The 15,733-nt window shown below is 49.3% G+C and carries 17 protein-coding genes; 15 read left to right on the forward strand and 2 right to left on the reverse strand.

Going from position 1 to position 15,733, the window contains the following annotated elements:
- Positions 1-20 precede the first annotated feature (20 nt).
- A complete protein-coding gene (locus tag AC0WRU_RS06480) occupies positions 21-1,340 on the reverse strand; it encodes an Nramp family divalent metal transporter (RefSeq protein ID WP_476127693.1) in 1,320 nt (439 codons plus the stop codon).
- Positions 1,341-1,625: 285 nt separating this feature from the next.
- On the opposite strand from AC0WRU_RS06480, the gene AC0WRU_RS06485 reads away from it, so the two are divergent.
- The 3 genes from AC0WRU_RS06485 (at position 1,626) to AC0WRU_RS06495 (ending at position 3,031) form a co-directional block, all read left to right on the forward strand.
- Complete coding sequence (locus AC0WRU_RS06485) at positions 1,626-2,045, forward strand: organic hydroperoxide resistance protein (protein ID WP_476127694.1); 420 nt, start codon at positions 1,626-1,628, stop codon at positions 2,043-2,045.
- A 124-nt stretch (positions 2,046-2,169) separates the two neighbouring features.
- Complete coding sequence (locus tag AC0WRU_RS06490; RefSeq protein ID WP_025682429.1) at positions 2,170-2,496, forward strand: hypothetical protein; 327 nt, start codon at positions 2,170-2,172, stop codon at positions 2,494-2,496.
- 124 nt (positions 2,497-2,620) lie between these two features.
- Positions 2,621-3,031, forward strand: coding sequence for a thiol-disulfide oxidoreductase DCC family protein (locus tag AC0WRU_RS06495; RefSeq protein ID WP_476127695.1), 411 nt, complete (start codon positions 2,621-2,623; stop codon positions 3,029-3,031).
- 4 nt (positions 3,032-3,035) lie between these two features.
- Here the strand turns inward: AC0WRU_RS06495 and AC0WRU_RS06500 are convergent, their stop codons facing one another.
- Positions 3,036-3,845 carry a DUF3153 domain-containing protein gene (locus AC0WRU_RS06500; RefSeq protein ID WP_476127696.1) on the reverse strand — a complete coding sequence of 270 codons (810 nt, stop codon included), beginning with the start codon at positions 3,843-3,845 and terminating at the stop codon, positions 3,036-3,038.
- 234 nt (positions 3,846-4,079) lie between these two features.
- Here AC0WRU_RS06500 and AC0WRU_RS06505 point away from each other — a divergent pair, with 234 nt between their 5' ends.
- From AC0WRU_RS06505 to AC0WRU_RS06560, 12 genes are all read left to right on the forward strand, one after another.
- Entirely contained in the window at positions 4,080-5,051 is a 972-nt protein-coding gene (locus AC0WRU_RS06505) for a metal ABC transporter solute-binding protein, Zn/Mn family (protein WP_476127697.1), read from the forward strand.
- A 15-nt stretch (positions 5,052-5,066) separates the two neighbouring features.
- Entirely contained in the window at positions 5,067-5,831 is a 765-nt protein-coding gene (locus AC0WRU_RS06510) for a metal ABC transporter ATP-binding protein (protein ID WP_476127698.1), read from the forward strand.
- Positions 5,832-5,836: 5 nt separating this feature from the next.
- Positions 5,837-6,766, forward strand: coding sequence for a metal ABC transporter permease (locus AC0WRU_RS06515; RefSeq protein ID WP_476127699.1), 930 nt, complete (start codon positions 5,837-5,839; stop codon positions 6,764-6,766).
- Positions 6,763-7,674 (forward strand): metal ABC transporter permease, encoded by a 912-nt coding sequence (locus tag AC0WRU_RS06520; protein ID WP_476127700.1) that lies wholly within the window; start codon positions 6,763-6,765, stop codon positions 7,672-7,674. The genes AC0WRU_RS06515 and AC0WRU_RS06520 overlap by 4 nt, the downstream gene beginning before the upstream one ends.
- A gap of 14 nt (positions 7,675-7,688) precedes the next feature.
- Positions 7,689-7,880, forward strand: coding sequence for a hypothetical protein (locus tag AC0WRU_RS06525; protein ID WP_476127701.1), 192 nt, complete (start codon positions 7,689-7,691; stop codon positions 7,878-7,880).
- Complete coding sequence (locus AC0WRU_RS06530) at positions 7,867-10,194, forward strand: histidine kinase (RefSeq protein WP_476127702.1); 2,328 nt, start codon at positions 7,867-7,869, stop codon at positions 10,192-10,194. Before AC0WRU_RS06525 ends, AC0WRU_RS06530 begins: the two co-directional genes overlap by 14 nt.
- Before the next feature lie 529 nt (positions 10,195-10,723).
- Positions 10,724-11,881 carry a P-loop NTPase family protein gene (locus tag AC0WRU_RS06535; RefSeq protein WP_476127703.1) on the forward strand — a complete coding sequence of 386 codons (1,158 nt, stop codon included), beginning with the start codon at positions 10,724-10,726 and terminating at the stop codon, positions 11,879-11,881.
- A 15-nt stretch (positions 11,882-11,896) separates the two neighbouring features.
- A complete protein-coding gene (locus AC0WRU_RS06540; protein WP_476127704.1) occupies positions 11,897-13,144 on the forward strand; it encodes a CpaF family protein in 1,248 nt (415 codons plus the stop codon).
- Positions 13,141-13,938, forward strand: a complete 798-nt coding sequence (locus tag AC0WRU_RS06545) for a type II secretion system F family protein (RefSeq protein WP_134910690.1) — start codon at positions 13,141-13,143, stop codon at positions 13,936-13,938. The genes AC0WRU_RS06540 and AC0WRU_RS06545 overlap by 4 nt, the downstream gene beginning before the upstream one ends.
- A gap of 18 nt (positions 13,939-13,956) precedes the next feature.
- A complete protein-coding gene (locus tag AC0WRU_RS06550; RefSeq protein ID WP_476128588.1) occupies positions 13,957-14,829 on the forward strand; it encodes a type II secretion system F family protein in 873 nt (290 codons plus the stop codon).
- 13 nt (positions 14,830-14,842) lie between these two features.
- Positions 14,843-15,034, forward strand: a complete 192-nt coding sequence (locus AC0WRU_RS06555) for a Flp1 family type IVb pilin (RefSeq protein WP_476127705.1) — start codon at positions 14,843-14,845, stop codon at positions 15,032-15,034.
- Positions 15,034-15,702: a TadE family protein gene (locus AC0WRU_RS06560; protein ID WP_476127706.1), complete on the forward strand. Its 669-nt coding sequence runs from the start codon at positions 15,034-15,036 to the stop codon at positions 15,700-15,702. Before AC0WRU_RS06555 ends, AC0WRU_RS06560 begins: the two co-directional genes overlap by 1 nt.
- Positions 15,703-15,733 lie beyond the last annotated feature (31 nt).

The following is a 15,733-nucleotide window of genomic DNA, read 5'->3' on the forward strand; positions in this document are numbered from 1 at the left end:
GGTTATATCCGAACGTCTTGTCATCCTGAAATCGTTTGAACGATGAGCACCACATTCAAGATAATAATGACAGCGGTCACGATCCAGGCTAATACTTTTTGCCATGTTTTGTTCGCAAACTCACCCATACGCTTTTTGTCGCTGGTGAAGATCAGCAATGGGATGATGGCAAAGGGAAGCTGGATGGACAGAATGACCTGACTTAGCACGAGCAATTCTTCGGCCCCTTTTTCACCCGCGATTGCTGTGACGATCACCGCTGGAATGATAGCGATGAGTCTGGTTACCAGACGGCGCAGCCAAGGCGCGAGACGAAGGCTGAGAAAGCCCTCCATGACGATTTGCCCGGCTAAGGTACCGGTTACGGTTGAATTCTGACCGGAAGCGAGCAGCGCCACCCCGAACAGGATACTGGCGAGTGTGGTTCCGAGTAATGGCGACAGCAGATAGAAAGCATCGCTGATTTCCGCCACATCGGTTTTTCCTGCTGTATGGAACACGGCTGCGGCGACGATCAGAATCGCGGCATTGATAAACAGGGCGAACATGAGCGCTATACTCGAATCCCATGTCGCGAATTTGATAGCCTCCCGTTTGCCTGCTGACGTCTGCTCGAATTTACGAGTTTGTACGATGGACGAATGCAGGTACAGGTTATGGGGCATCACGGTAGCGCCCATAATACCGATGGCGATATACAACATGCTTGGATTGGTCAAAATTTGTGAGTCCGGTACAAAGCCACCCATCACGCTGCTCCATTCCGGTTGGGCCAAAACGAGATTGATGCCAAAGCAGCCGGCAATCGTCACCATCAGTACAATGACCAGCGTTTCCAAAGCACGAAAACCTTTGTTTTGCAGCAATAAAATGAGCATGACATCAAATGCGGTAATCAGAACACCGTACAATAGTGGTATACCGAACAGCAGCTTTAGTGCGATGGCTGAACCGATGACCTCGGCCAAATCCATGGCTGCGATGGCGATTTCGCATAAAAGCCATAAGCCGATCGCGACCGGGCGACTATAGGCTTCGCGGCACATTTGAGCCAAATCTTTACCTGTGGCAATGCCGAGCTTGCCAGATAAGGCTTGCAGTAGGATGGCCATCAAATTGGAGATCAGAATGACACTGAGCAGTGTATAGCCAAATTGCGATCCGCCCGCAATGTCTGTAGCCCAGTTGCCGGGGTCCATATAGCCGACAGCGACCATATAGCCGGGTCCGGCAAAGGCAAGGAATTTCCGAAACCACGTGCCGTCCTTCGGGATGTTCAAGGAGCGATTAACTTCCGATAATGAAGCTATTTCCGCCAGGTTACCTTTTGTATTTCTCATACGCTTCACCTTCTTTATCCATGTTGGAATATATTATTAGTGACATAGCTATTGCCTAATCCCTATTGTACACCCACAATAGTTTTTGTCTAGTGCAACTTTTGTGCGGTTAAGCAAGTTAGTCTTATTTTAGCTCACGACAGGTTGTCGGTCATATTATCAATCCGCGCTCTCCAGTGATTCATTTTGTGTGGTTTGTTTAAAGTACCTACGAGAAGGAAATCATCATTAACAAGGCGATGATCCCGGCGAATGTAAACCATATAAAGAAGGAGAGATGAAATCATGGAAGCATTATACACAGCATCAGCAACGGTACATGGCGGAAGAGACGGTTCTGTCGCTTCATCGGACGGAGTTTTGAAGCATAAGCTCAGTACACCGAAGGAATTGGGTGGTGCGGGTGGAGAGGCCACGAATCCTGAGCAATTATTTGCGGCAGGCTATGGCGCCTGTTATGAGAGTGCATTGGCTAATGTAGCCCGCAAAGCCAAGGTAAAAGTGGATCATGTTGAGGTAACCAGCCACGTGTCCATCGGTAAGGACCCGAGCGACGGCGGCTTCCAATTGGCAGTGCGTCTGGACGTGAAAATACCGGGTATTGAACGTTCCCAGGCTGAAGATTTGGCACGTCAAGCGCATGATTTTTGTCCATATTCCAAGGCGACTCGTGGCAACATTGACGTCGAGCTGAACGTCATTTGATCGCGAAGCACATAATCTTTACGTTCCTGCCGCCGATTCATCGGCGGCTTTTGCATCTAGACCTCGATTCGCAGAGATCCGAGACCATTTGACATCATCGCCAAAATTCATTAAGATGGCTTAGGTGATTCTGGTCATCAGGTACGAAACAAATTTGAAAAATACGGGTGATATGATGTCTTACAGACCGAATATTGTTAATTTCACGCTGGCTGGCAGCAACGAAAAAGAAGGGCTTTATGAGTTTAAAATGAGTTTGGCCGATGGAACGGAGTGCCGCGTTTTTTCTCAACGTAATCCGGAGTGGACCTTGACGAATATTAGTCGACTGCTAACGACGCCTTGCCCGGTATGCCATAAGGATTTTATCTGCAAGTGTATGGATAAGTTCCATGATGAGTTTTTAGAGCAAATTAATTCGAAACAGCTGTTTGAGAAAGCATTGAGCTAGTTCTCAAAACAGGTAAAAGCCTATACATTGTTAAACAAGCGTCGGATGATTTCGGCGTTTTTTTGTTTATATTCGTATTGTTGATTGTATTCTGTTGTTTATTTCCTGGAGGTGAGATGCATTTATGAAGCAGTCTGATCATTCGATTGTGTTGGTGGATGGTGTATGCCATTTTTGTCAGGGGGCGGCCCGCTTCATTATTAAGCGTGACCCGAAGGGGACGTTTCATTTTGGTTCCCTGCAATCCGAGCAGGGACAAAAGCTATTGCGTGCAGGAGGATTGTCAACGGATAAGCTGGATACGTTCGTATTAATTGAAGACGGTATGTATTACACGAGGTCAACCGCAGCTCTGCGGATTGCCAGACGTCTTTGTTTTCCATATCCCATGGCCTATGTCTTCATCCTCGTTCCTCGCTTTATACGCAATGCAGTCTATAACTGGGTAGCACGTAACCGATACCGCTGGTTTGGCAAGGATGAAGAGGATCAATGTCAGATCCCCCCACCAGAAATTAGGCAACGATTTTTTTAACTGTTCAGGATTCAGGTTTCGGAGGAGCAGCTTCCTTTTCAGAGCCCTTTTTGGAGCGATGACGACGGATCAGCCATATCACAACTGCCGCAATCAGGATCAGGCCCGCAACGGCTACATATATGATATGACGCAGATTGGGGACGTTGACGGATAACTTTAGCTCATTAGACTCTAATGGGGCAATATCCCAACGTAGCGTTTTCCCGTCTGCCGATATACTGTCGGCATTGCTGGCGGCTGGCTGGATCGGTAAGGACAGGCTAAAATTAAGATCAAGCTGCCGCTCCAGTATTTTGCGTGCGAACACATTCATTTGCTCCAATTTGTCACTCAGTCCCCGAGCTTCTTCAGGAAGCATCCGTGGCAGATCGAGCTTCACCGTAAGATCAACATTCGTTGTGAAAAAATGTGGGGTCACAACGCGTTTAAATTCCAATCCCTCAGGTAAATTTAAACCCTGATAGGGATTTTTTCCGCTTGTACTCCAATCTCCTTGATAGTGCCCCTTGATTTGATAACCCTTTCTTCCCTGCCCAGATAGTGGCTGAACATTTAGATTGTTGCTTTGAATCCGCTTGGCCAAGCGGTCCAGCAGCCCGGGATTATTCAGCATCACCAGCGTCTGATTGTTTACACTGAACGAAGCATCCATATCCACGCTCTGATCCAGATGAACATCTACATGGACATCCCCTCGTGCACAGGAAGTGAGAGGGATCAGACAGCACAGCAGCAAAAAAATGAGCAGCATTTTCCGTGTTCGATGTTGTTGATGCTTGTCCCGGTAAGGGCCGTATCCTGTTTGCTCCATGATCTTCCCCTTCTTTATATATGTTCTTTCGGTTAACGATTGGATATCTTCTATATATTACACATTCGGAGAGCTAAAATCGAACGGACTGACAGGATAAATAGATTTTTATATTTAAAATGTTTCCTTAGGGAAACATTTTAGTGTATACTCTAAAATATAGTATTAGTAAAAATAATTGACATCATGAAATAGTTTGTCCCAAATACATATAATAGAGGAGGATGTTGAAACATGAATAAACGGTTTAAGACGATTGTACCGCGATGGGCTTTGATGGCAGGATCATTGTTCCTGGTTTTAGTTGTAGCAAGTGCATGCACTAATAGTAAGAAGGCGGAGCAGGGAGCTACCGGAGAGGCGGGGCAAAAAATAAAGGCCACAGCTACCATTGGCATGGTTTCTGATATTGTCGGCAAGGTAGGCGGTAATCATGTGGAGGTTACAGGCATTATGAAGTCAGGCGTTGACCCACATTTGTACAAGGCTTCTCAGGGAGATATGCGCAAACTGGATCAGGCGGATATTATTTTTTATAACGGACTGCATCTGGAAGGGAAAATGCAGAATATTTTGGAGAAGATCGGCAAGCAAAAACCTGTCGTACCTGTGTCCAAAAATATTGCTCAGGATCAGTTGCGCTCAGGTAGCCCGGAAATGGGGTCGGAGCATGATCCGCATATCTGGTTTAATGTACAAAACTGGATGTCTGCGGTAGAAACCGTCAGAGATGAATTGTCGGCGCTTGATGCTGCTCATGCGGAGGATTATAAGGCAAATGCAGAAGCCTATCTCGCTGAGCTGCGGAAGCTGGATGCTTACACGAGGGAGCAGATTGCCAGCATACCAGAAGTCCAGCGCGTGCTTGTCACGGCCCATGATGCTTTTGGCTATTTCGGAGATGCCTACGGCATTCAAGTGAGAGGCCTTCAAGGAATGAGCACAGAGTCCGAAGCGGGTTCTCAGGATGTGACCAAGCTGCGTGATTATTTGGTTGAACATAAAATCAAGGCTATATTCGTGGAATCCAGCGTTCCGAGAAAGGCCATAGATGCGGTCATCCAGGGAGCAGCGCAGCAGGGCCATACAATCAAGGTTGGCGGCGAGCTGTATTCGGATGCGATGGGTGAGGAAGGCACGGAAGACGGTACGTATGTTGGAATGGTCAAGCATAACGTTAATACGATTGTTAAAGCTCTTAAATAAAGGAGGAGAAAACACATGGGGCATTCACCGCTTGTGGTTCGTGATTTATCTGTAGCTTATCAAAAAAAGCCCGTTCTGCTTGACGTTTCCTTCGAGGTGCCGGAAGGCAAGCTGATTGGTATTATCGGCCCGAACGGGGCTGGAAAATCTACGCTGATTAAGGCAGCGCTTGGACTGATACCAAAGCTCAGGGGAGAGGTGCTGGTCTATGGCAAGCCTTACAAGCAGCAGCTACTCAAGGTTGGCTATGTACCGCAGCGGGAGTCGGTGGATTGGGATTTTCCGACGAATGCGCTGGATGTGGTTATGATGGGACGGTATGGCAGACTGGGCTGGTTTAAGCGACCTGGAGTCGCTGATCGTCAAGCTGCGATGGAGAGTCTGGACAAGGTAGGTATGAGCAAATATGCAGACCGACAGATCAGTCAGTTGTCTGGCGGACAGCAGCAGCGTGTTTTTTTAGCCAGAGCACTCGCGCAGGACGCTCAGCTTTATTTTATGGATGAACCGTTTGTCGGTGTGGACGCTGCGACAGAAAAAGCCATTATTTCATTGCTCAACGATCTGAAGCGGCAGGGAAAAACCGTACTTGTCGTTCATCATGATTTGTCTACGGTCACAGATTATTTTGATCAGGTCATGCTGTTGAACGGGCATCTGATGGCGTTCGGAGAGACGGCAGATATTTTTACCGAGGAAAATCTGCAACGTACGTATGGCGGACGTCTGAGTATACTCAAAACAAGCCCGGATTCCGGCACGATACTCGGAGTGAGGTGAGCGGTATGATAAGCTTGGCTACGCTTTTGGCCGACCCGAATATGCAGTGGATTTTACTGGGCTGCATCTTGCTCGGTTTAAGCAGCGGCGTGATTGGCAGCTTTATGTATTTGCGCAAGCAGTCGCTCATGGGGGATGCTTTGGCACATGCGGCTTTGCCGGGGGTATGTGTAGCGTTTATGATTACGGGCACAAAATCTGTATTTGGATTTATGATCGGGGCCGCCATTGCAGGCATTGTTGCGACCTTTGCCATCAGTGCGCTGACCCGGTACTCACGAATCAAAAGCGATTCGGCGATTGCAGCCGTGCTGTCTGTATTTTTCGGCTTCGGCATTATGCTCTTGACGGAAATCCAGCACAGCGGGGCGGGGAATCAGAGCGGATTGGATAAGTTTCTGTTTGGTCAGGCAGCGGCGATGGTATTGTCTGATGTTTACACGATGGCGGCAATTTCGGTGGTACTGATCGGGATCTGTATATTGTTCTTCAAGGAATTTAAGCTGCTTAGCTTTGATCCCGGCTTTGCTCGTGGACTTGGTTTTCCGGCAGGCTTGCTGGATAAGCTGTTGATGCTGCTGATTGTTATTGCGGTGGTTGCCGGTATTCAGGCGGTGGGTGTCATTATGATGGCGGCCTTGTTGATTACACCCGCGGTGTCTGCAAGATATTGGACGGAGAAGCTGGGTGTCATGGTGTGTCTGTCGGGTTTGTTTGGTGCTATAGCGGGCTTCGGTGGAACAATTATTAGTTCTCTGGGGCAAAATCTGCCTACAGGGCCGTTGTGTGTGCTGTGTGCGACTGTCGTGTTCGGCGTGAGCCTGATTTTTGCACCGCAGCGTGGGATGATTTCCAAGGCTATCGTTCGGTTGAACGCCAGGAAAAATCTGGAGCAGGCAGTCGGAACACAGCCAAGGGAGGAGCGTGCCCTATGAGTTCATTTTATGTAATCTTGACTGGAATGTTAGTGGCAGGGGGATGCAGCATTGTCGGCTGTTTTCTCGTGCTTCGGAAAATGGCCATGATCGGTGATGCAATCAGCCATGCGGTGCTGCCGGGGATTGTCATTGCTTTTTTGATCAGCGGTTCCAGAGATTCGGTGTGGATGATGTTCGGTGCGGCGGTGTTGGGACTCCTGACGGTGTATCTGATTCAGTTGTTCCAGCAAAGCGGTCTGCAAAGTGACGCCGCCATTGGTGTGGTGTTTACGACATTGTTTGCCATAGGTGTTCTGCTGGTTAGCGTGTTTGCTTCCAATGTCCATCTGGATATGGATCACGTGCTATATGGTGAGATTGCATATGTGCCATGGAATACGCTGGAGATAGCCGGCTTCGATGTCGGTCCGAGGGCTGTGTGGATTACGGGCGCGATGTTTTTGATTAATTTGCTCGTGGTAGGGGGATTTTTCAAGCAATTTAAAATCACTTCCTTCGATCCCGCGCTGGCGGCTTCGGTAGGTATTCCGGTTGTTTTTTTTCACTATCTGCTGATGAGTCTCGTCTCGCTTACGACAGTGGCATCGTTTGAGAGCGTGGGTGCGATTCTGGTGGTCGGAATGCTCGTGGTACCGCCTCTTACGGCTTATCTGCTGACGGAGAAGTTATCCCGTATGATTGTGTACAGCGTCGGGTTTGGGGCGATCAGTTCGGTAGCAGGCTTTTACACGGCAAGTGTGCTGGATGCCTCTATTGCGGCATGTATGCTGTGTGTATCAGGTTTGCTGTTGCTGCTGGCCTTTCTCTTTTCCCCGTCCCATGGTGTGGTGTGGCAAAAGTTACTCCAGCAACGGGGACTGGTTCGTGAAGACAGCAAGCAATTCGCAGAAAGCGATCATCTATGAGTGCCTAAAATAGCGTGCAGACAGGTAGAAAATGCCTGAATGCGCGTTTTTTTGCGCGTATGCTGCTCTGTGTAGCTTATTTTGCGCAAGCTGGAGTGGGTCGTCTTGAATTGTTGTGGACACGGGAGTACATTCATTACAGCGATACAAGAACGGACGGAACGATCTGTCACGTTGCAGGGAGGCACGAAAATGGAGAGCTTTAAACGTAAATCACCAGAGGAAATATTGGATTCCATTAATAAACTGCATCGGGGCAGACTCAAAATATACATTGGAGCGGTCAGTGGGTCGGGCAAAACGTATCATATGCTTCAGGAAGGACAATCGCTTCAGCGTGAAGGTATTGATGTTGTAATTTGTGCAGTATCGACCATGCAGCGGCGCGAGACGGTGGAGCAGGTGGGCACGCTGGAGCGGATACTCAGTATCCATTGGATTCAGGATGGTGTGGAGCAGAAGGATTTGAATCTGAAAATACTGGAGGAACGCAATCCCGAGGTGGTGCTGGTGGATCATTTGGCACATCGCAACCGGGAAGGAGCCCTATTCTCAACCCGGTTGGAGGATATTCAATATCTGCTGGAGCTGGGGATTAGCGTCATTACGACGGTCAATGTATATGAGCTGGAAGGAATTACGGAGTGGGTTTATCAGCTAACAGGGATAGAAGCAGAATATACAGTTCCTGTCGATACATTGGAGCTGGCGGATGAAATTCGTTTGATTGATGTCACACCGGAAACGATTTTGGAACGGCTGGCGAAAGGATACATGCATGCGCCCAATCCTGAGATGTTTCACCGGGGGAATCTGGGTAAGCTGCGTGAGCTGGCTTTGCGATTGGTGGCAGAGGATGTGAACGATTCGCTGGAACGGCACCGGGAGGAGTTGGGTTTGCACGGGGCGTCAGGAGCCACAGAGCGTATTTTGGTGCCTGTCCAGTATCACTGGAACGGGTCCATTTATGTACGCAGGGGGGAGCAGGTCGCCAAGCGGCTGGGCGGAGATATGCTGGTGGCCTCCTTTGTCGATCCGAAGCGCAAGCTGTCCAAGGAATCGGCGGCCTTCAAGCGCTCGATTGAGCAACTGGTTGAAAAGGTAGGATCGGAATTTGAAGAAATCCCGCTCATTTCCCGCAGAAGATTGCCTCGGCAGCTTATCCATTATGCGGTGGCGCGTAATGTTACCCGGATCGTTATGGGACATTCCCGGCAGACCCGGTGGCAGGAGCTGATCAGGGGCTCGCTGGTGAACGGAATTTTTAAGCGGATGAAAAATATGGACCTGCTGCTTATTGCCGACCGCGCAGAGCAGGAGGGTGAACGTATTTTGCCGACGATGAGGCAGGAAGAAGGAGACAATGATCCGTATCATCGTCTGAGCGATGAGGAAGCGCAGGCTGAGGCTGCCAAAATTCGGCGCGGCAAGCTCAAGGTATATATTGGCGCTGCTCCTGGTGTCGGCAAGACGTACACGATGCTCAGAGAGGGAAATGATCTGCTGACAAGTGGGATTGATGTTGTTATCGGACTACTGGAAACGCATGGAAGGGTAGAAACGTTGGCACAAGTGGGCTCTCTGGATACCGTTCCTCGTCAGACTATCGAGCGGCATGGCGTACATTTGGAGGAAATGGACACCGAAGCGATTCTCAGGCGCAATCCCGAGGTGGTCCTTATTGACGAACTGGCGCATACCAATGTTCCCGGCAGTTCAAGATCCAAGCGTTATGAGGATGTACTGACGATTTTGGATCAAGGGATTTCTGTCATTTCCACAATGAATGTACAGCACCTGGAAAGCCTGAATGACGCGGTTGAGCAGATTACCGGGATTCGGGTGAGGGAGACCGTTCCCGACCGTATGATGCGGCTGGCCGATGAGGTGCAGCTCATTGATGTGGCTCCCAAATCGTTGCAGCAGCGTATGCGTGATGGCAAAATATACGATCCTGTCAAGGTGGAGCAAGCGCTTAGCCATTTTTTTAAATTAGGCAATCTGATTGCTTTGCGGGAGCTTGCTTTGCGGGAATTGGCAGATGATGTAGATGAACGGCTGGAATCCTGGGATCGACACGAATCGCTGAGAGGGCCGTGGCGTAGAGAGGAAGTAATCTTCGTAGGGGTGACGCTTAGTAACAATGCCGAAAGGCTGATTCGACGCGGCTTTCGTATTGCTTTTCGTCTGAAGGCGGTATGGATCGTGACCTATGTTCATGTCGGTATAAGCATACCGGAGAAGCTAAACTCCCGGCTGGAACAGTTGAAAATGCTAACCCACCGTCTGGGAGGAACCTTCGAAATCCGGCTTGTTTCCAGTCGGAGAGAGATTGCTGACAACTTGGTTACTCCGGTGGAAGGGTATACGGGTACGCAGTTAATTGTGGGGCAGTCCTCCAGAAACAGTCGTTGGGGAAAGGATGCGGTCGTCCCGCAAATTCTCCGTCAAGCGCGTCATATGGATGTTCTGATCGTGGCGGACTATGACCCGGACATCAAGTTGGAGGAAGAGGATTGAATCGCCCAATCCTTTTATAAATAGTCAGATGCTGGGTTCCGGTTGTTCAGTGCTTCCATAGTATATTCTATCCCAAAGAATTGGAGGCGAATTTGAAATGTTTAAACATCGTTCGCATCATTGTCATTTTTCCAAGCCAAGAAAACGCATTACTAAGAAGATCATTAAGGTGACTGTCATTAAGTTTAAGCCTAAATTTAAACGTGATCACTGGAAACATGAAGACTTTAGTAAAAAATGTCACTGTCGGAAACATCGCCATCATCGCCATCATGACTGCCATCGTCGTCACCACAAATTCTACTAAGATTAAGGCAATGGGAGGCGGGCTTGAATGCCCGCCTTTTGTTTACATAAGGACTTGAAGAAAATTCTAACATAAAAAATGCTTGCTCTAAAATAGGCGCTGTGCTATTCTACCAGTAAATAGATTGCACGTGACGGAAGCACCGTTCACCAACCGTATGTATGTACGGTTTGATGAACGGTGCTTTTTTGCGTTGTTGTTTTGGGGGAGGGGATGAGCATCATGATTCCGGTAAAAGTGGTTCTGGCTGTAGGTAGTCGGGATTATATCGAGCCACTGCTGAATTATGTACACGGAAGCGAGTACGCCAGAAGGCTGAGAGTAACGGCATTTTCGCAGCCGGAGGCATTTCGCCAATACATGATGGAAACGGCTGGAATGAAAAAGCCGGATGTAGTGGTGGGTGAAGCAGCCTTTTTGAGTCTGTGGACAGATCGGGAAGCTTCCGATATTCCTTGTCTGGTGCTACATGAGGGAGAACAGGTGAGCGAATACGGACAACCTTTATTAAAATATCAGCCCTTGTCTGAATTGGTGGGCTTTATTTTGGAAACGGCGAGACAGCGGACAAGTGGGCAGCAGAGCGTGAACAGCCGGGAAGGCGGAATGATTATTGGCATGGTTGCGGCTTCCGGTGGGTTGGGTAAGACAACGGCTGCGCTCAATATATCAAAGCAGCTGGGAAATGAGGGGTATTCGGTTTTTTATTTGAATTTGGAAACGGTGGATTCAAGTTCGTTGTTCACGGGTTCCGGCAGTTCTAGCGGAGCAGAAGGAGAGGGGCTGTCCAGACTGCTTTATGATCTCAAGGCAGCGGGGCATGAGGGAAATCCCTTATCTGTCGCTTCGTATTGTGTGCGCCGTTCTGAAATTCAGGCCGACACCTTTCAGCCTGTCGATAACCGCAAGGAACTGATGGACATGACCTGTGATGAGGCGGTAGAGCTGATTCGGACGATTGCCGAAAGCGGACAGTATGATGTTGTAATCGTAGATGGCGAATCCGAAAATGGTGACCGGGCTCAAGCTGTACTCGAAGCCAGCCATAAGCTGATCTGGCTGCTGGCGGACGATTTAATGAGCATGCACAAGTGCGGGCTATGGCTGGATGTTCTGGAGGCCACACAGCCGGAAGGACTTGAAGCCATGCTGACCAAAACCCGCTTTGTGGTGAACCGTTATATGGGGAGTATGGTCAACTCGTTACCTCGGGACTTTATGGAGCTGAGCGGAGCGCTGCCCTATATTCCTTCATGGAAGCAGATGCAGCATCGTGAGCTGCTGCTTAGTTCGCCAATTTATCAGCGGGAAATTCGCCAGCTGTGCCGCGAGCTGCTGAATGTGGAGACTGTAACACAGCCACCCGCCGCTTGGTCTTAAAGGAGGACGATGAACATGAATGAAGAACGGTTTCGTGCACTACGAGCGGATATCCGGGGAGGACTGGACGTCACGTCCTCGGTAGGGGATGCAGAGTTAGTACGGCATATTGAAAATCGAATTTTGCATGACACAGAGCTGGCAGGTTTGACCTCCAGAGAAAAGCATGCGCTGGTCCGTAAAATTTTCAATTCCTTCCGTGGGCTGGATGTGCTCCAGCCGTTGATCGATGATCCCACGGTTACGGAAATTATGATTAACAGTCATCGGGAAATTTTTGTGGAGCGGGCAGGTGAGGTGATCCAGGCACCCGATCAATTTGAATCCCGTGAGCGATTGGAGGATTTGATCCAGACGATTGTTGCCGGGGTGAACCGGATTGTGAACGAGTCTTCGCCGATTGTCGACGCCCGATTAAAGGATGGATCACGCGTAAATATTGTGCTACCGCCAGTCGCTCTCAAAGGACCGACGATGACGATACGGAAGTTTCCCGAGCGTCCAATGACGATGGATGACTTGATACGAATGGATGCGCTGGATGCAGAAGTAGCCAATATGCTCAAGGACTTGGTACGCAGCAAGTACAATATTTTTATAAGCGGCGGTACGGGGTCTGGTAAAACGACCTTTCTAAATGCATTATCCCAATTTATCCCGCCATCGGAACGGATTATTACGATTGAGGACTCGGCAGAGCTGCAAATTGTAACTGTCCCTAATCTGGTTTCCATGGAAACACGGAATGCCAACACCGAGGGGAAGGGGGAAATCACGATTCGTGATCTGATTCGTTCCTCCCTGCGTATGCGTCCCAATCGCATTGTGGTGGGTGAGGTCAGGGGGAGTGAGGCCTTGGATATGCTGCAAGCGATGAATACTGGCCACGATGGAAGTTTGTCAACTGGCCACGCAAATAATATCCGTGATATGGTCAGCCGACTGGAAACGATGGTGCTCGGAGGGGCAGAGCTTCCGCTTGGAGTAGTCCGGCAGCAGATCAGCTCGGCCATTGATATATTCGTTCATCTGTCACGGTTGCGCGACAAGTCCAGACGGGTGCTGGAAATTAGCGAGGTAACTGGCTTTGAAAATGGTGAAGTGATGCTCAATCCGCTCTATCGTTTTCAGGAACGGGGCGAAAGTAAAGGACGAATCGTCGGAGGGCTGGAGCGTTGTGGTGAAGGTCTGCAACATACGTTGAAGCTGCAAATGGCCGGTATGAAGCCGGAAAGCTGGAGCAGGGGGAAAGCGTCGGTATGAAGCCAGGAAAAGCGGCTGTGAAGCCGGAGCAAGCATCCCGTCAGACTACTTCCCTGCCAGACTATACGGTATATACATTGTCATCTGTGCAAAAAAGCCTGTGTATCCTCTTTAGTGGCGTGCTATTCGCGATGATCGGCTATCTTTTTTATCATCAATGGATATTGTCGTTGCTGTGCGCTGCCGGAGCTTTGGTGACGCCTCGTTATTTTCGGCAGTTTTTGCTGCAACGGCGCAGGTCGGCTCTAAGCATTCAATTCAAGCAGGCTTTATATTCGCTCTCGTCTTCCCTTTCGGCGGGGAGGTCGGTGGAGAACGGCTTTCGTGAGGCCGTGGAGGATTTAAGGCTGCTTAGCCCGGATGGAGATCATGATCTGATTTTTGAATTTAACATTATTACAGCCTGTCTGGAAATTGGACAACCCGTGGAGACGGCTTTGCAGGATTTTGCTCGTCGAGCGCAGATGGAGGACATTACGAATTTTGCGGACGTGTTTGCAGCTTGCAAACGAACCGGGGGTGATCTGGTGGAGGTCGTGCGACGGGCTTCAAGTGTTATAGGGGAGAAGCTGGAAATTCAGCAAGAGATCGGTGTGATGATCGCGCAGAAACGTTTTGAATCAAGGGTTATGTTTGCGGCGCCTTTTCTGTTTGTACTGTTTATGACAATGACTGCGGGAGATTACATGATGCCGTTATACAGCGGGACAGGTATGATTTTGTCTACCTTTTGCCTATTGGTGCTTGGTGGCTGTCTCGTATGGATCAACCACATTATGAAAATTGAGGTGTAAGGAGAGATAGGCGTGATGATGTTGGTTTGTCTGGTCATGCTGGTTCTGCAAGTGGGAGGTTGGGTGGTGCTGAACCGGATGTACGCTGCTAAGTATGCGAGCTTTCGTCATATGAAGCTGGAGGGACTGCGGCTGCAAAGGCTCTCGGTTCCTTTCGTACACATGATCCATGCTTCACGTGCTGCCCAAAGACTGCCTTTGCTGATGTTCAAGCTCCAGCGCTCGGTACAAAAGCTGTACGGTATGCGCAACAGCGGGGAAAAAACGATGCTTTTTCTGGCCGAGATGGTGGGTTACGGATACATGATGGCCGCTGGTGGAGCTTTAATATCGCTCATGATGGGCGGGGATGCGACCGGGCTGGTGCTCGGATTGGGGCTGGGTATTCTGGTGCCCATCGCGCTGGTCAAGGATCTACACGGAAAGGTACAGAAGCGGGATCAGCAAATTTTAATGGAATTGCCTGAATTACTGAGTAAAATCATGCTTTTGGTCGGCGCAGGCGAGACGGTACAACGGGCATTGCTTCATTGCGTGGAGCGCAAAGGGGCGGATACGGTACATCCGTTGTACCGGGAGCTGCGTCAGACGGTGGGGGAATGGGAAAGCGGCTATTCCTTTCAACAGGCATTTGAGCATTTGAGCAAGCGCTGCGGCATTCAAGAAATGACGGTATTTACGACAACGGTGTTGCTGAATATGAGACGCGGGGGGAGCGATTTTGTGATGGCTTTACGTGAGTTGTCCCAGACACTATGGAACAAGCGGACCTCAATTAGCCGCACAAGAGGGGAGCAGGCTTCATCTAAGCTGGTATTTCCGATGGCGTTGATTTTGCTAACGGTTATTGTGCTGGTGGGTGCTCCCGCTTTAATGATGATGAATATGTAGGAGGAATACTACGATGATGATATTAGTAGCAGGCAGTATTCGTAAATTGTACAAGGATGAGGACGGTTTGGGTACGTTAGAAATGATTCTGATTATCGCGATTCTGATTGCGGTGGCGATTATTTTCAAGGATCAGATCAAGAAGATTGTAGAAGGTCTGTTGAAAAAAGCGGATAAAAAGAGTAACGACTTCATGGATTCATAATGCTGCGCAATTTGGCACACAAAGAGGACGGGAGCTTCTCATTGGAAGCTTCCCTCGTCTTTCCCATACTGTTGCTGATCATTTTTGTGATGTTATTTTTTTGCCTGTACATATATCAAAAATCCATCTTGGTGCAGGTCGCTTCTACGGCTTCGGAACGAGCCGCTTATAGCTGGGACAACAGCCTAAAGGAACCGCGTACAGGCGCTTTTGCCCAAGGACAACGGGATTCGCTCTATTGGCGTTTGAAGGATGATGTTATGCTGGGTGCTTTGTTTGGGTGGGCGGGAGCCAATAATCAGGTAAGTGTGCAGGTGCCCGGTGGCGGTGGTGGAGGCGATTTGCCTGCTCAGAAGCTGTCCAATGCCGAAAGAGGTATGCCTGCCGGTATGCAGGGACAGATGACATATGAGAACAGCCTGATCAGCCGCAAGGTGACGACAGAGCTGAATAAAATGGTGAAGGTTCCTTTGCTGAACCAGTTTCTGGATCAGACGGATTTACAGGGAACAATGAGCTCGGGTGTGGTAGAGCCTGTGGAATGGATTCGCACGGTAGAGCTGGTTCGATATTACGGAGCAAAATTTATGGGCAGAGGCTCAGGTGAAAAGATAAATCCGGCAGTTGCAGGGCAAGTATTAACGCAATATGGACAGAACGGTCCGTAAGAAGCGGAGAACACGAATGGAATGGAAGGGA

The organism is Paenibacillus sp. 1-8 (assembly GCF_056316205.1).

What these genes read in the sequence shown, in the direction of transcription:
- AC0WRU_RS06480 (WP_476127693.1), bottom strand. Translation starts at nt 1,340, where the DNA reads ATGAGAAATACAAAAGGTAACCTGGCGGAAATAGCTTCATTATCGGAA.
- AC0WRU_RS06485 (WP_476127694.1), top strand. Translation starts at nt 1,626, where the DNA reads ATGGAAGCATTATACACAGCATCAGCAACGGTACATGGCGGAAGAGAC.
- AC0WRU_RS06495 (WP_476127695.1), top strand. Translation starts at nt 2,621, where the DNA reads ATGAAGCAGTCTGATCATTCGATTGTGTTGGTGGATGGTGTATGCCAT.
- AC0WRU_RS06500 (WP_476127696.1), bottom strand. Translation starts at nt 3,845, where the DNA reads ATGGAGCAAACAGGATACGGCCCTTACCGGGACAAGCATCAACAACAT.
- AC0WRU_RS06505 (WP_476127697.1), top strand. Translation starts at nt 4,080, where the DNA reads ATGAATAAACGGTTTAAGACGATTGTACCGCGATGGGCTTTGATGGCA.
- AC0WRU_RS06510 (WP_476127698.1), top strand. Translation starts at nt 5,067, where the DNA reads ATGGGGCATTCACCGCTTGTGGTTCGTGATTTATCTGTAGCTTATCAA.
- AC0WRU_RS06515 (WP_476127699.1), top strand. Translation starts at nt 5,837, where the DNA reads ATGATAAGCTTGGCTACGCTTTTGGCCGACCCGAATATGCAGTGGATT.
- AC0WRU_RS06520 (WP_476127700.1), top strand. Translation starts at nt 6,763, where the DNA reads ATGAGTTCATTTTATGTAATCTTGACTGGAATGTTAGTGGCAGGGGGA.
- AC0WRU_RS06530 (WP_476127702.1), top strand. Translation starts at nt 7,867, where the DNA reads ATGGAGAGCTTTAAACGTAAATCACCAGAGGAAATATTGGATTCCATT.
- AC0WRU_RS06535 (WP_476127703.1), top strand. Translation starts at nt 10,724, where the DNA reads ATGATTCCGGTAAAAGTGGTTCTGGCTGTAGGTAGTCGGGATTATATC.
- AC0WRU_RS06540 (WP_476127704.1), top strand. Translation starts at nt 11,897, where the DNA reads ATGAATGAAGAACGGTTTCGTGCACTACGAGCGGATATCCGGGGAGGA.
- AC0WRU_RS06545 (WP_134910690.1), top strand. Translation starts at nt 13,141, where the DNA reads ATGAAGCCAGGAAAAGCGGCTGTGAAGCCGGAGCAAGCATCCCGTCAG.
- AC0WRU_RS06550 (WP_476128588.1), top strand. Translation starts at nt 13,957, where the DNA reads ATGTTGGTTTGTCTGGTCATGCTGGTTCTGCAAGTGGGAGGTTGGGTG.
- AC0WRU_RS06555 (WP_476127705.1), top strand. Translation starts at nt 14,843, where the DNA reads ATGATGATATTAGTAGCAGGCAGTATTCGTAAATTGTACAAGGATGAG.
- AC0WRU_RS06560 (WP_476127706.1), top strand. Translation starts at nt 15,034, where the DNA reads ATGCTGCGCAATTTGGCACACAAAGAGGACGGGAGCTTCTCATTGGAA.